Raw genomic sequence first — 14,245 nt, forward strand, 5'->3', positions numbered from 1 at the left:
CATCCGCTCGCTGGAACAGGTGATCGAGTGGCGCGGCAAGCCAAAGGTCATCCGTTGCGACAATGGGCCCGAGTACATCAGCGGCGCCTTGTTGGCGTGGGCCGAGCGTGCCGGCATCCGCATCGAGCACATCCAACCGGGCAAGCCACAGCAGAATGCCTATGTCGAACGCTACAACCGCACCGTGCGTTACGCGTGGCTGGCTCGAACCCTGTTTGACTCGATTGAGCAGGTGCAGGACAAGGCCACTCGTTGGCTCTGGACTTACAACCATGAGCGCCCGAACATGGCGCTTGGCGGTATCACGCCTATGCAGAAACTTGCCTTGGCCGCTTAGCTCCACTTTTGGCGACCGCTGAAAGCGGGGGGATTACCCAACCACCTTCGTGCGCCAGCGATCAGCGATTCACTTCACCTGCGGGCTTGCGGGAGGAGTCCATGTACCGTTGGTTGGGCAGCGATACGCTTGGTCTTCATGTTCCCGAGCGCTGCAGCCTCTATTGCTCTTTCCTCGGTAAAGGCCGGGGTCCACCGGGCCCCTCGATGTTTAAAAGCGCTCTCGGCGTGGGTTACCGAGCCTTCTACTTTTTCTTTTGAGCTTTGCATCATCCACGACCAGTCAATCGCCGCAATCATTTGGCGACCCAGCCTCTCTGAATCAGGGAATCCAGCAGCATCGAAACGCAGCAGGTAGTAGCCCTTACGGGTGACACGTACTGGCTTGCGGTTACGAAGCTCAACGGCGACCTCAGCGAATCGCGTTGATGTGTTCGCAAGCTCTGGGATACATGGTTTATTCAACGGATCGTGGAGTTGCATTGCTAGTTTCAACGGTACAGACATCAGCTCTTCCGATGGAGAAAAGCAAAATAGCCGAACAGAAATGCTCACGGGTTCCTCGACGCCAAACGCCCACGCTCAGGGGCGTTTGAGGCGAGGAACGTTTTTGCGGCAGCAAAAATGGGCCATGGGTGAAACGTCCCTTGCAGCGTGTTGGTTGGGCGGCATCCTGACTATTCCTTACGCGTGATCGTGCCATCAGCCGCACGAACAGTTTCCTTTGCTGAACTGAGCGCTCGCCCAAGCTTTTCAGCGTACTCAACTGCTTCAGGCAGTTCCTTGTACGGGTCAAAATAGCGAGGCACTTGATCAAACGTGATACCGAGTGTCAAAGACGCCCAATCAAGAGCTTCGCTGGGCACCCGAGTTGGGAATCTGTCGGAGAGCGCCAGCACCTCCTTCGCGCTTTGAACCAGTGATGCATGGGCATTCCTTGCCTGCTCCAACTCTCTTATTACTGTTGGAGTTACCTGATTTTCCCACTGCAGTAATGAGCTAAAGGCATGAGCCTGTTTGAGGCCTTCCTGATAGCTCAGGTAGTTAAAGACTGTTGCATGGCGCTGTAGTAGCGAAAAATACGCGTCTAAGACCGGAATAGTTCTTTGCGCTATCTGCTCGGCGACGTTGAGGTTCAACTCAGCATCCGAAACTTCGTCCGCTCGTTTCTTATTTTCGTAGTAGTTTGCCCAAGTTAGCGCGAGCACCATCAAAGCGATAGCACTAGAGACACGCGCCGCTCGAATCTGTTTTTCGTTATCACCGGCAGTAAGCCGAGCAGCGTGCAACGCCGCCCCAACCGATAAGACCGACGTCGCAATTAGTGCTTCAACAATCACTTGGCCACCTCGTTTCGTGCCGCCCAACGAGGCTGTAGAAAAACGCCGCGCGAGACACGGTTCTCTGCGATCGCATCTTCAGAGCGATTCATGGCGAAGGCGATGGCTCTGCCAGGCATGTGTTGTCTCGAAGCCCGTTTTGGGCCGGCTGACGATACTGCGCATGCACTCGCTTTCCAAGTGCATTCTCACGCCGCCTTGCCGCGCAGGTTAGGAGTCGACACTGGAGATGCTCGTCGGGTCAATCCCAAGGGGCGACTTCTGACCGTGTAGTTCTATTCGGGTCCCGGTCGGAAATTTCAATTTCTGAGATGCATCCAAGCATAGTGCCTTTCGTCCCAGCATCATGAACGGCACATCAGCTATGAGGGGACGCTCACAACTGTGGCCTGAGCGGCTACTGTAAGAATCACTTTCCCAGCCAGACACTACCACCTCTTCGACACCAGCGCTTCCAAAGATGACGGTATACACCCAAGGGAGGCCTGCCGAAAGGCCTACCCAACTGAGACAGAAGAAAGCGGCTCCCATGAACGGAGCGCGGATGGTCGGAGTGCGAAGAATCCTTGGAAGTTGCTGCAAAGCTTCTAGGCGTGCCTCGACCATGCGAGAGTCCCAGCCAGGGCGCCAGAAGAAGAAAAAGAAAAAAATCCCGAGAAAAATTGAGCCGAACTTGGCAAATTCAACTGTCTGGTGGTTCGGCACAAAGTTGCTAAAAAGCAACGCAGCAAGTGCCGCTGGACCGGATACTAAGAGCAAGGCGCCTGTAGCGTAATTTAAGATCTTCACGAGACTCCTAGACAGTATGACTTCCGCAGTCAGAGGCGCTGACCTCCGCAAAGGCCGTAACGCGGGTTAGCGAGGCGCCAGAGCCGCAGGAGCGAGTAAGCACCACACTCATGGATCGGTTCCTTTAGGGAAAGTCTGAATAACCCTGCGGGCCACGCACGCGCAGCTGGTACAGCGCGCGCGTTTCGCATCTGAAAGACGATTGACGGCCGATGGGTGCGCTTGGCGCCGGGCGGCGGCGCTTTTCATCGCCCATCACCCCGTATAAGCGAGCGAGCTGCAGACGCACCTCGCCTGTCATCGCCAATAATTTCTTGCGCACCCGCCACAGATTGGCCAGCGCGAACAAAGTGACGATCTGCGCCGTGTTCTTGGCCATGCCCTTGAAGCGCACCTTCACGTATCCGAACTGACGCTTGATGACGCGAAACGGATGTTCGACCTTGGCCCGGATGCTGGCCTTGTCGTGCTCCTGTTGCTCGATGCGCTGCCGCTCAGGGCCTTGTGGCAGCTTCTGGATCTGGCCGCGCCGGCGCGCGATCTCCCAGCGCAGCGTCTTGCGCGGCACGCGCTGGGCGGCGCCGGTGTAGCCAGCATCGGCATAGGCCACGGTGTCCTTGCGCCGGATCAGCTCGTCGACCACTTCGACATCCGCCTCGTTGGCCGGCGTGGTCACCACGGTATGGACCAGGCCGGAATCGACGTCGGCGCCGATGTGCGCCTTCATGCCGAAGTGCCACTGGTTGCCCTTCTTGGTCTGGTGCATCTCCGGATCGCGCTCGCCGTCGGCGTTCTTGGTCGAACTCGGTGCCGCGATGATCGTCGCGTCGACGATGCTGCCGCGCTTGAGCATCAGGCCCTTGCGGCTCAGGTGCGCGTTGACCCGTGCCAGAATCTCCGGTGCCAGATCGTTGGCCTCCAGCCGGTGCCGGAAGTTCAGAATCGTCGTCTCGTCCGGGATGCGCTCCATGCCCAGTCCGGCGAAGCGCCGCATCGACGTCACTTCGTACAGCGCCTCTTCCATCGCCGGATCGGACAGGCCGAACCAGTTCTGCATCAGGTGTACCCGAAGCATCGTCGCCAGCGGATACGGCGGACGCCCGTTGGCTCCGGCCGGATACAGCGGCTCGATCAGCGATAGCAGCGAGTGCCATGGGATGATCCGTTCCATCTCCGCCAGAAACACTTCCCGCCGCGTCTGTTTGCGCTTGCTCACGTATTCGGCGTCTCCGAAGCTCAGTTGGTCCATGGCAGGTTCTGCTCTTGATGGTCTGCCTTCACAGCAGCAAGCTACGCGCCAGTTCGGAGGTTATTCAGACTTTCCTTAGGCGCCCTTTTTGTATTGGCGCTCATAGAATGTGGTGCCTGCCTCGTAATCACGAATGTTGCCGGGCTTGATGCTTACTCGCTTCTTTCGAGTGTTGAACTCAAGCAAGGGTCCAGCTGCGCGTATGAGTAGTGTCTCGATTTCACGCTCATGCTTCTTCTCAGATACGACGTAGAACGAAAAGTAGGACAACTCGAGAACTTGTGCGTCCTTGCGAGCCTTTAACCTGTTGAAGATCGCGCCTCGGCCTATGTATCGAGGGAACCCCATGGAATCATGGGCGACATACACCCCATCTGTTCCGTAGCCATTTTCCTTTACATGGTCACGAACTGTCGCTAGGGCGTCGTATGGAAGCTTTTCACCAACGACTTGGAACAGACGCTGTGTCTTTCCGGGGTTTCCTTTGTGGCGCTTCAACTGACCGTATTGGATCGTCCAGAGCTCGCCATCTCGGTAGACGCACTCTATGGTGGTCTTGGTCAACTTAGACTTGTTCTTTCCGGCCATCACGCTCTCCCCAAAGCGGTCCAACGCCGAGCATCAGCCGCGGATTTGCCACAGCGAAGCGAAGGCAAATACGTCGGCTGGATGCATTTGTTGGGCCTCACTTGAAGAAACGCTCGAGCACCAGAGTTATCAAAAAGAAGAGCAGAATTGCGTAGGGGCCCAGTACTGAACGCATCTGCCTCTGACGGTATCGCTTAGAAAGCAGATTTACTAGCTTTTCAAGCTCATCTGGGAGCTTGCCCAGAACTTTGTAGCGTTCCTCTTCGATGTACCAGCGAATTGCTGATCCCTTCATTCCAAGGATTGACTTGCCCTTGATTTCATTAGCCGCGGCAGGATAGCTCGCCGCGAGCTTGACAAAAAACACATGCTCCTTGGAGTAACGCTCTCGCCAAACAGCCAGTACTACCGCTACGGCGAGAAAGAAGATTGCTGCGCTCATTTTCGGTCGGCCCAACAGTTAGTAAAAGCATGCCGGGATCAGCATATTCATTCTGCAGCCTGCGGCGGCAAATTCGGTTAAGCATTTGATTATCATGCCCCGTTCCCCCGTGAAGCGGCATAAGCACGCCGAGCAATCACCGCCTCATGATGCCGCATCGTGCAGCGGGACGTCCTACCGGCCCTGAGAACTAGCGCACACCCGCCTCGACGAGGTGACCAACCGCTTTGGGCTGAAAGCTGTCGACGGTCAGCGTCTCGCCAACGCGATCCGCCGAGCTTCCTCCCACCCTCAGGCAATCGGCCCGACGACCCACGCGAAGAGATCGAGCAGCAGCAGCACGATCATGCTGACCGCCGAGGCCTCGATCACCGTGCGGCCGATCGTCCATGGCTGGGCGGCGTCCTCGTCGAGGCGGTAGACGTTGGGGAAGCTGACGATGAAGTACAGCGCATAGCAGACCGAGCCGAGCGAGAGCATGCGCGGGATGTCGACGTACCAGACGTTGGCGCGAGAAAGGTCCGAGACGCCGACGTAGAAATACGTCTCCGCCCAGGCGAAGAAGTACGCGGCCACCGCGACCGTCAGCGCCCACAGCAGCGCGCGCAGCCAAGCCGAGGCGGCGAGCGTCATCGTGCGCACGCGGCGCATCAGCACGACGGCGATGCTGTGGTAGACGATGAAGAAGGCGATGGCGTTGAAGTACATGCCGACCGGCACCTTGCGGTAGCTCGCCAGCGCGGTCGCCTCGTCCGGGCCGAGCAGCGCCGAATCGAAGTACCAGCTCACCTTCGGGAAGTGGTAGCGGATGCCGAGCACGTCGAAGAAATACTCGGTATGGAAGTACGTCGCGAAGAAGACGTACACGAACATGTAGACGTTGTACTTGAACCAGTAGCTGCGCTGCCACGGCACGCCGCTGTGGCGGCGCAGCCAGGCCGGCAGCAGCATGCAGAACGGCAGCCACATCGCCAGGTTCTGCATCAGGTGCCAGAAGTTGCCGACGTCGAGCAGGCCGGAGGCGAGGATCGCGTAGTTGTAGACGCAGAACACCGGCACGAAGGCGAGGAAGAACTTCTCGCCCCAGGCCTTGTCCGGATTCTTCGAAAACCAGTAGCCCGCCAACGCCATCGCTGCGCCTCCCCGTCCGGTCACGCACCGGCGCCGCCATGCTCGCGGCGCGGCGGCCGGCGCAGCGGCCCTCATTTGGGGGAGACTTCGCGCGGCGCGAGCGCCGCTATGCGGCCTTCAGCTCGGTGACGATGCGGAACAGCTGCGAGCCGCGCGGGTAGCCGACGTACTGCGTCAGGAACATCGCCAGCGCGTCGAGCTGATCGACACGCAGCTCGCCGCGCTTGAGCGCCGCGCGCAGCTGGATCTGCAGCGTGACCGGATCGCCGAGCGCGGTGATCGCACCGATCAGCAGCAGGCGGCGGTCGCGGATGCTCAGCGTCTCGTCGGCCCACAGCGTGCCGAACAGCGTTTCCAGCATGAAGTCGACGAACGGTCCGGCCGCGCCCGCCGGCACCTGTACGTCGCCGGCGTAGACCTCCTCGAACAGCTCGACGCCGCGCGCCCGATCGTATTTGTTCACGTCGCTCTCCGGTTGCGCGGCGGATCGTAGGCGGGCACCCGGCGGCGCGTCAAAAAACAATTCGATCGTTATGTTTGCGGCGAACGCTCTACCCAGTTTGAGGGAGGATACGGCGGCGGCGGCGGACCTAAGTTCGGCCGGTCGCCAAGAAGAGAACACGGGGGAGAGCCGATGGGAACTCGCGACGGGCATCGCTGCGGCCACGGCCGCACGGCGATCGCGGCGGCCTTGCTGGCCGCCGGCGCACCGGCGGCGCATGCGGATTCGTACGAGGCGTACGGCGTCGAGATCGAAACCCAGCTCTCCGCCACCTACTCGGCGGCGTGGCGCCTGCACGATCCCGACCGCCGGCTCATCGACGCGCCCGGCGCGGCGACGATCCCGGTGCCGGATTACTTCAAGGTGCCGGAATCGGCGAACTACGACGACGGCAATCGCAACTTCGCCAAGGGCGCGACGATCAACAACCGTCTGACGCTGCTCGGTGAGCTGATGCTGCGCAAGGACGAATACGGCTTCCAGCTGCGCGGCGACGCCTTCTACGACGACGTCTACCGCCGCCGCAACGACAACGATTCGCCGGAGACGATCAGCAAGACCGACGGCGCCTACAACGAGTTCAGCCGCGACGCGCGCTACTACGACGGCGCCCGCGCGCGCCTGCTCGACGCCTACGCCTTCGGCTCCTGGTATCTGAGCGACACCACGGTGCTCAACCTACGCGTCGGCCAGCACGTCGCCGCCTGGGGCGAGAGCCTGTTCTTCGACGGCATCGCCCTCTCGCAGGGGCCGGCCGACGCCACCAAGGCCAACCTGCCCGGCGTCGACGTCAAGAGCCTGCTGCTGCCGGTCAACCAGATCTCGATGCAGCTCGCGCTCAACGAGGACTGGACCGTGCTCGGCCAGTACAAGCTGGACTTCAAGCCGACCGAGCTCAATCCGGTCGGCGAATATTTTTCGGTGACGGATGTGGTCGGCCCCGGCGCCGATTTCATCTACGGGCTGGAGAATCCGCTGTACCTGCCGAACTACGCCGACTTCAATCTGGCCTCGGACGACGCCGTCGAACTCGTCAATCTCGCGCTGTCCGCGCTGGCGCCGAACGCGCCGACCGGCACCGTCACGCAGGCGCTCGGCCGCATCCTCAACGCGCTCGATACGGTGCTTCCCGACGTGCCGCTGCCGGTCGGCCAGATCAGCCAGCCGGGCACACCCCGCTACATCAACGTGCAGCGCGTCAAGGACACGCGGCCGAGCTGGGGCGGCCAGTACGGCATCGGCCTCAAGTACCAGCTCACGCCGGTCACCAACATCGGCCTGTACTGGCTGCGCTACCACAGCACCACGCCGGCGCCGGTGCAGAACTACGGCTACGCGGCACTGATCGGCGGCGTCAACGGCGTGCCGCCGGTGCTGACCACGCAGGTTCTCAACCTCAAGGTGCCGGTCACCTACAGCGTTCACTACTTCGACGGCATCCATCTCGCCGGCCTCAGCTTCTCGACCACGCTCGGCGGCGTCAACGTCGCCGGCGAGGCGCTTTATCGCGACGGCGCCGACGTGCTCGTCGACGTCGACGGCGGCCTGCTCGGTCCGGTGCCGACGCCGGTGCGCTCGAAGATCTGGCAGGGCCTGCTGTCCGGCCTGTACTCGTTCGGCCCCGGTCTGTTCTGGGATTCGCTGTCGGTGGTCGGCGAGACCGGCTTCATTCACGTCGCCGACAACGATCAGGGTTGCGGGCCGACCAGCTGCACCAAGGACCTCACCTACTCGCGCGATGCCGCGGGCCTGTCGACGCTGGCGATCATCGACCGCAAGAACGTCATCTCCGGCTGGGATCTCTCGGTGCCGGTCAGCTACGCGATGATGATCGCCGGCCAGAGTTCGCTGCTGTCCGGCTTCGGCGCGCTGATGGGGCCGCACGACAAGCGCTTCGGCATCGGCGCCTACATGACCTATCTGCAGCAGTTCACCGTCGGCGTGCAGTACAGCGGCTTCTTCGGCACGCCCGACCTGCGTGCCAACCCGTACGCGGATCGCGACAACATCGGCATCACGGTGAAGTACAACTTCTGACACAGGAACGCGGCACGCCCGCTCGGGCGCTGAAGCCGCAAAGAGAGCAATCGCAGTCAGGCGGGCGGACGAGGCTTTCGGCACAGTAGTCGGCAACGGACTACGCGCATGACAAGATCTCACCCGGACGCTTATGCCGCGCGATTCGCGCGGGTGCTCGATTTCATCGACGCGCATCTCGACGAGCCCCTGAACTCGGACGTGCTGAGCGGCGTCGCGCACTTCTCGAAGTTCCACTTTCACCGCCAGTTCTGCAGCTACGTCGGCACGACGCCGACACGCTACGTGCAGCTCGCACGCCTGCGTCGCGCGTCGTATCGGCTGGCGTTCAATCCGCTCGAACGCATCACCGAAATCGCCGCGCAGGCCGGCTTCGAGCGGCCCGAATCGTTCTCGCGGGCGTTCCGCGAGGTGTTCGGGCAATCACCGAGCGCGTTCCGCAAGGAGCCGGACTGGTCGTCCTGGAGCGCGCAATTCCACTGGATATCCCGCAAGGAGATCGCAAACATGCAAGTGAAGATCAACGAAGTCCCGGCCGTGACCGTCGCCGTCCTCGAACATCGCGGCGATCCCGCCCTGCTCAACGGCTCGGTGCAACGCTTCATCGCCTGGCGCAAGGAATCGGGGCTGTCACCGGTCGGAAGCAGCCAGACCTACGGCGTCGCCTACGACGACCCGCAGACGACGTCACCCGAGCGCTTCCGCTTCGACATCTGCGGTGAGGTGCAGGGCCCGGTGCCGGAGAACCGGCACGGCGTGATCACCAGGACCATTCCGGGCGGCCGCTGCGCCACCGTGCGCCATCGCGGCTCGCCGGATCACATCGCCGGCGCGGTGTATCACCTGTATCGCAACTGGCTGCCGCACAGCGGCGAGGAGCTGCGCGATTTTCCGATCGTCTTCCACTACCTCAATCTGCGCGCCGATACGCCGGAGCACGAACTCCTGACCGACGTTCTGCTGCCGATCCGCTGAAGCTCCCGGCAAGGCGCGAGGCCGGCCGTCGCGCAGCGCAGGGCGCCGTCGCTGGACGGCGCCCTTTTTGCGATACGGACGACGTTCAGATCGTCTGACCGCCGGACACCTCGATGCGCTGCGCGGTGATCCAGCGGTTGTCGGGCCCGAGCAGGCTGGCGACCATCGGGCCAATGTCGTCCGGCACGCCGACGCGGCCGAGCGCGATCATGCCGGCGAACTGTTGATTGAGATCCGGTATGTCGCGCACGGCGCCGCCGAGAAAGTCCGTTTCGATCGCGCCGGGCGCCACCGTGTTGGCGGTGATGCCGCGGCTGCCGAGTTCCTTGGCCATGTAGAGCGTGAGGATCTCGACCGCACCCTTGGCCGCCGAGTACGCGGAAAAGCCGGCAACCGAGATGCGCGTCAGGCCCGACGAGAAGTTGATGATGCGGCCACCGTCGGCGATCAGCGGCAGCAGCGCCTGCGTCAGGAAGAACACGCCTTTGACGTGCGTGTCGAACAGCGAATCGAACTGCGCCTCGGTGGTGTCGGCGATGCTCGCCATCTCGCCGTGCCCGGCGTTGTTGACGAGGTGATCAAAGTTGTGGCGTTCCCAGTGCTGCGCCAGTGCCGTGCGCACGGCGGCAGCGAAGGCCGGGAAGGTCGAAACGTCGGCGACATCGAGCTGCAGCGCGACGGCCTTGCGGCCGAGCGCCTCGATCTGGGCGACGACCTCACGCGCCTGGGCGGCGCCGTTGCGGTAGGTCAGGACTACGTCGCCGCCGCGGCGCGCGATGCTCAGGGCGGTGTTGCGGCCGAGGCCACGGTTGCCGCCGGTGATGAGGGAAATGGTGCTCATCGGAATGCTCCTTTGCTGGCTGGGTTACGGTGAGCCCACTATCGAGGCGCACGGCCGCGCCGGGTTGCGCGATCCTTCGGCCGTTCTTGCCTGTTCGTGCGGACACCCGCGCACAGCTGACGACCACAGCGAAGGCGCCCTTGGCGGCTTTTCTTGATCCACCGCGCCGTCTTGCCGGATCCTGCGAATTCATTTGAGCACCGCTGCGGCGGCGCCTAAGCTGGACGCCGGATCCACAACCGGGGCTCGCCATGACCCAGACCCTGCTCGAAGCCGCGCGGCGCTACGCCGAAGCGCATGTCGATGCGCTCGGCGTCGCGCGCACGCCGTTCCCCGGCCTCGTGATCCTGCGCGAAACGCAGCCGACGCCGCTGCAGTACGCGATCACGCGGCCGCTGGTGGCGCTGGTGCTGCAAGGCAAGAAGCGCGTGACGATGGGCAGCAACACCTTCGACTTCGGCGCCGGCGAATCGCTGCTGATCACCAGCGAGGTGCCGACCGTCAGCCAGATCACGCAGGCCACGCTCGGCGCGCCGTACTACTCGCTGGTGCTCGAACTGGACCCGGCGCTGATCGAGAGCCTGGTCGTCGACATGGGCTCGGCGCCCTTCGCGCACGGCGCACCGGTGCGCGTCGATCCGACGGAGGCCGAAGTCGCGGACGCGGCGCTGCGTCTGCTGCGGCTGCTCGAGCGCCCGGCGGCCTTGCCCATCCTGCGCGAACCGCTGCTACGCGAACTGCACTACTGGCTGCTGTCCGGCCGCCACGGCGGTGCGATACGCGCCCTCGGCGTCACCGACAGCCACGCGCAGCGCATCGCCCGCGCCATCGCTCTGATTCGTGCCGAGCCGGCGCGGCCGCTGCCCGTCGAGCGGCTCGCCGCGGCGGCCGGCATGAGCCTGTCGACCTTTCATGCGCACTTCCGCGCGATCACCTCGCTGACACCGCTGCAATACCAGAAGCAGCTGCGCTTGATCGAGGCGCGGCGCTCGATGCTCGCCGACGGCACGCCGATTGCCGCCGCGGCCTACGCCGTGGGCTACGAGAGCGTGCCGCAGTTCACGCGCGAATACGGCCGTATGTTCGGCATGTCGCCGGCCCGCGACATCAGGGAAGCAAGAGTCCGCTTGCGCACGGCAGCCTGAACGGCCAGCGGCGGCGCGTTTGCTTTCGTGCGTGCCAACGCCTTGGCGCGAACGCTGGCTTTCTCGTGTTCCTGCCGTTCGATGCGCTGCCGTTCTCGGCCTTGCGGTTTCTGAACCTCGCCACGCCGGCGGGCGATCTCCCAGCGCGGCGTCTTGCGCGGCACGCGCTTGTCGGCGCTGGTGTAGCCGGCATCGGCGAATGCGGCAGTTTTGTGACTGCGGGCCGTCGCGAATGCACCGTTGCGGGGCGTCTCGCAGCCATTTCGACGTCGTTCGATACGGTCGCGAAGATCGCGGAGCCGCGTTGCGCCGTTCTCATTGAGCCAGATCAACGCGGGCGCCGATCGCGCTGCAGCATGCTGTAGCCTCAATTTTCTCCCCATGTGTCATGTCGCTCCAGGTCCCGACGCCGCCCCAACGGATTCGTCTCGGTCGCCCAGCGCGGCCGCGGTCCGGGGAATTCCGTTTCGTCACCGTCGTCAGCCGGCGCGCTTCGCGAGCCCGGCGGGCACAGCGCTGATGGCCACGCCCCGCAAACCGCGCCGTCGCCACGACCGCATCGACGCCTTGCGGGCGTTGAGCGACGAGCTGTCGTCGCTGCGCGAGCAGATGCTGGCCGCGGAGACCGAGCTGCAAGCCCGTCTCGACGAACTCGATCCCGGCTTTCGCGAGAGCGCACGCAATCTGGTCCATTACCTGGCGCTGCGCCGCCAGGACATCCGGCCGCTGCAGCAGCGCCTGGCCTCGCTCGGGCTGTCCTCGCTCGGACGCGCGGAATCGCATGTACTCGGGTCGCTGCAGACGGTGCTCGGCGTGCTGCACGACCTGACCGGCGCGCGCGTGCGCCCGTCCGATCGGCGGCCGGCCATCGACCGCGCGCAGGGCCAGCAGCTGCTGGCCGATCACACGCAGGCGCTGATGGGCCCGGCGCCGGCCCAGCGCGACGTGCGCATCATGGTGACGATGCCGAGCGAAGCCGCCGACGACTACGGCCTCGTGCATCGCCTGTTGCGGCAGGGCATGGACTGCATGCGCATCAACTGCGCGCACGACGATGCCGAGCACTGGGCGCGCATGATCGCGAACCTGCGCCGCGCCGAGCATGCGCTGCATCGCCGCTGCAAGGTGCTGATGGATCTCGGCGGCCCGAAGCTGCGCACCGGGCCGCTGACGGCCGGCCCCAGCGTGGTCAAGGTGCGCCCGCGCCGCGATCCGCTCGGCAACGTGCTGGCGCCGGCGCGCATCTGGCTCTGCTCCGAGACGCATCCGAAGCCGCCACCGGCGGACGCCGACGCGCAGCTGCCGTTGCCCGCCGCCTGGCTGCGGACGATGGCGGTCGGCGACCGTCTGCGCCTGCGCGACGCCCGCGACGCGCGCCGCAATCTCGTCGTGGTCGAAACCACCGCCGACGGCTGCTGGGCGGAAGCCGGCCGGACCTGCTACTTCGTGCCGGGGCTCGAACTGGTGCGCAACCGCGACCGCCGTGACAGCGCCATGATCGGCCCGCTGCCGGCGCGCGAGGAGCCGCTGCTGCTGCATCAGGGCGATCTGCTGCTGCTGACGCGCAAGCTGCTGCCGGGCCGCGCCGCCAGCTACGACAGCGGCGGCGCGGTGCTGACGCCGGCGCACATCGCCTGCGTGCCGCCGGAAGCGTTTCAGGACGTCCGCACCGGCGAGTCGATCTGGTTCGACGACGGCCGCATCGGCGGCGAGGTCGAGCATGTCGACACCGACGGCATCAGCGTGCGCATCACGCATGCGCGGCCGCGCGGCGAGAAGCTGCGCAGCGAGAAGGGCATCAACCTGCCGGACAGCCATCTGCAGCTGCCGGCGATGACGCCGAAGGACATCGAGGATCTGCGTTTCATCGCCGCACACGCCGACATCGTCGCGCTGTCGTTCGCCAACGGCGCCGAGGACGTCCAGCAGCTGCACGCGCAGATCACCGCCTGCGGCGCCGGCCGACCGGCGATCGTGCTCAAGATCGAAACCCGGCGCGGCTTCGAGCACCTGCCGGAAATGCTGCTCGCGGCGATGAAGGCGCCGCGCTGCGGCGTTATGATCGCGCGCGGCGATCTTGCCGTCGAATGCGGGTTTGAACGTCTGGCCGAAGTGCAGGAGGAAATCCTGTGGATCTGCGAATCGGCGCACGTTCCGGTGATCTGGGCCACCCAGGTTCTCGAAACGCTGGCCCAGGAAGGCGTTCCGTCCCGGGCTGAAATCACCGATGCCGCAATGGCCGACCGCGCCGAATGCGTCATGCTCAACAAAGGTGCCCATATCGTCGAGGCGGTTCGCGTGCTCGACGACATCCTGCGCAGGATGCAGGCGCACCAGTCGAAGAAGAGCCCCACCCTGCGCGCGCTGCATCTCGCCCAAGCCTTCACCGCTCCTCCGGCCGAACCGTCCTGCCCGGCGCCCGCCGCGGCACAGCGCCGGCGGCCGAAGAGCGTTACTCAGGAGTCATAGCCATGTCCGCTTCCGTCCGTTTCTCCCATGCCCCGGCGCTCGACGCCGAACAGCACTTCGTGGTCTTTTCCGCGTTCTCGCACGGCCGCATGATCCCCTGTGCGATCAGCGCCCGCGCGCTGATGGAACGCTTCGGCGCCGACGAGCCGCATCTGCTCGACGCCTTCGAACGTCATCGCAACGCCATCGAGAGGATCGCCGAAGCGCTGATCGAGGACCATCGCGAATCCGATGACGGCGCCATCGTCGTCTATGCGCGCGACGTCGCCGCGCCGCACGCGGCGGCACAGGGCGCCGCGGCCTGAGCACGGCCGGACACGCGGCGCCGCGGCGCTGCGACGGCCCGGGCGCAAAAAAAGGAGCGGCGCCCCCCGGCACCGCTCCCGCTCCCCCTCCCCCCG

Annotated in this window: 15 protein-coding genes and 1 pseudogene; 7 read left to right on the plus strand and 9 right to left on the minus strand. The window is 64.2% G+C overall.

The window, feature by feature from the left end:
• The coding region (locus K343_RS0115350) for an integrase core domain-containing protein (protein ID WP_028008831.1) at positions 1–337 on the plus strand (337 nt) is incomplete at its 5' end.
• Positions 338–411: 74 nt separating this feature from the next.
• Here K343_RS0115350 and K343_RS24630 read toward each other — a convergent pair.
• The 8 genes and pseudogenes from K343_RS24630 to K343_RS24810 all read right to left on the minus strand — a co-directional run bounded on the left by K343_RS24630 (position 412) and on the right by K343_RS24810 (position 6,338).
• Positions 412–891, minus strand: a complete 480-nt coding sequence (locus tag K343_RS24630) for a hypothetical protein (RefSeq protein WP_154662606.1) — start codon at positions 889–891, stop codon at positions 412–414.
• Between the two features lie 122 nt (positions 892–1,013).
• Complete coding sequence (locus K343_RS24635; RefSeq protein ID WP_154662607.1) at positions 1,014–1,676, minus strand: hypothetical protein; 663 nt, start codon at positions 1,674–1,676, stop codon at positions 1,014–1,016.
• 210 nt (positions 1,677–1,886) lie between these two features.
• Positions 1,887–2,465 carry a hypothetical protein gene (locus tag K343_RS24640; RefSeq protein ID WP_154662608.1) on the minus strand — a complete coding sequence of 193 codons (579 nt, stop codon included), beginning with the start codon at positions 2,463–2,465 and terminating at the stop codon, positions 1,887–1,889.
• A 280-nt stretch (positions 2,466–2,745) separates the two neighbouring features.
• Positions 2,746–3,714, minus strand: a pseudogene (locus tag K343_RS22415) (IS5 family transposase); the annotation flags it as partial.
• A gap of 75 nt (positions 3,715–3,789) precedes the next feature.
• Positions 3,790–4,302: a hypothetical protein gene (locus tag K343_RS24645; RefSeq protein ID WP_154662609.1), complete on the minus strand. Its 513-nt coding sequence runs from the start codon at positions 4,300–4,302 to the stop codon at positions 3,790–3,792.
• Between the two features lie 97 nt (positions 4,303–4,399).
• Positions 4,400–4,744, minus strand: a complete 345-nt coding sequence (locus K343_RS24650) for a hypothetical protein (protein WP_154662610.1) — start codon at positions 4,742–4,744, stop codon at positions 4,400–4,402.
• 291 nt (positions 4,745–5,035) lie between these two features.
• The gene (locus K343_RS0115360; protein WP_028008832.1) at positions 5,036–5,875 is read right to left on the minus strand and encodes a hypothetical protein; all 840 of its coding nucleotides are present in this window, start codon (positions 5,873–5,875) and stop codon (positions 5,036–5,038) included.
• A 106-nt stretch (positions 5,876–5,981) separates the two neighbouring features.
• On the minus strand, positions 5,982–6,338 hold the full coding sequence (locus tag K343_RS24810) for a carboxymuconolactone decarboxylase family protein (protein WP_051278527.1): 357 nt from the start codon (positions 6,336–6,338) through the stop codon (positions 5,982–5,984).
• 171 nt (positions 6,339–6,509) lie between these two features.
• On the opposite strand from K343_RS24810, the gene K343_RS22425 reads away from it, so the two are divergent.
• Together K343_RS22425 and K343_RS0115375 are read left to right on the plus strand one after the other, a co-directional pair.
• Complete coding sequence (locus tag K343_RS22425) at positions 6,510–8,414, plus strand: DUF1302 domain-containing protein (protein WP_084615927.1); 1,905 nt, start codon at positions 6,510–6,512, stop codon at positions 8,412–8,414.
• A 108-nt stretch (positions 8,415–8,522) separates the two neighbouring features.
• The gene (locus K343_RS0115375; RefSeq protein ID WP_028008833.1) at positions 8,523–9,389 is read left to right on the plus strand and encodes an AraC family transcriptional regulator; all 867 of its coding nucleotides are present in this window, start codon (positions 8,523–8,525) and stop codon (positions 9,387–9,389) included.
• 85 nt (positions 9,390–9,474) lie between these two features.
• On the opposite strand, the gene K343_RS0115380 is transcribed toward K343_RS0115375, so the two are convergent.
• On the minus strand, positions 9,475–10,230 hold the full coding sequence (locus K343_RS0115380) for an SDR family NAD(P)-dependent oxidoreductase (protein ID WP_028008834.1): 756 nt from the start codon (positions 10,228–10,230) through the stop codon (positions 9,475–9,477).
• A gap of 251 nt (positions 10,231–10,481) precedes the next feature.
• Between K343_RS0115380 and K343_RS0115385 the strand changes: the two genes are divergently transcribed.
• The 4 genes from K343_RS0115385 to K343_RS22435 all read left to right on the plus strand — a co-directional run bounded on the left by K343_RS0115385 (position 10,482) and on the right by K343_RS22435 (position 14,149).
• Complete coding sequence (locus K343_RS0115385) at positions 10,482–11,375, plus strand: AraC family transcriptional regulator (protein ID WP_028008835.1); 894 nt, start codon at positions 10,482–10,484, stop codon at positions 11,373–11,375.
• 65 nt (positions 11,376–11,440) lie between these two features.
• Complete coding sequence (locus tag K343_RS24655; RefSeq protein ID WP_154662611.1) at positions 11,441–11,740, plus strand: hypothetical protein; 300 nt, start codon at positions 11,441–11,443, stop codon at positions 11,738–11,740.
• A gap of 154 nt (positions 11,741–11,894) precedes the next feature.
• A complete protein-coding gene (locus tag K343_RS22430) occupies positions 11,895–13,844 on the plus strand; it encodes a pyruvate kinase (protein ID WP_084615928.1) in 1,950 nt (649 codons plus the stop codon).
• A gap of 2 nt (positions 13,845–13,846) precedes the next feature.
• Complete coding sequence (locus K343_RS22435; protein WP_051278531.1) at positions 13,847–14,149, plus strand: DUF1488 family protein; 303 nt, start codon at positions 13,847–13,849, stop codon at positions 14,147–14,149.
• The last annotated feature ends 96 nt before the right edge of the window (positions 14,150–14,245 follow it).

This window comes from Solimonas flava DSM 18980, assembly GCF_000426685.1.
Classification (GTDB): domain Bacteria; phylum Pseudomonadota; class Gammaproteobacteria; order Nevskiales; family Nevskiaceae; genus Solimonas; species Solimonas flava.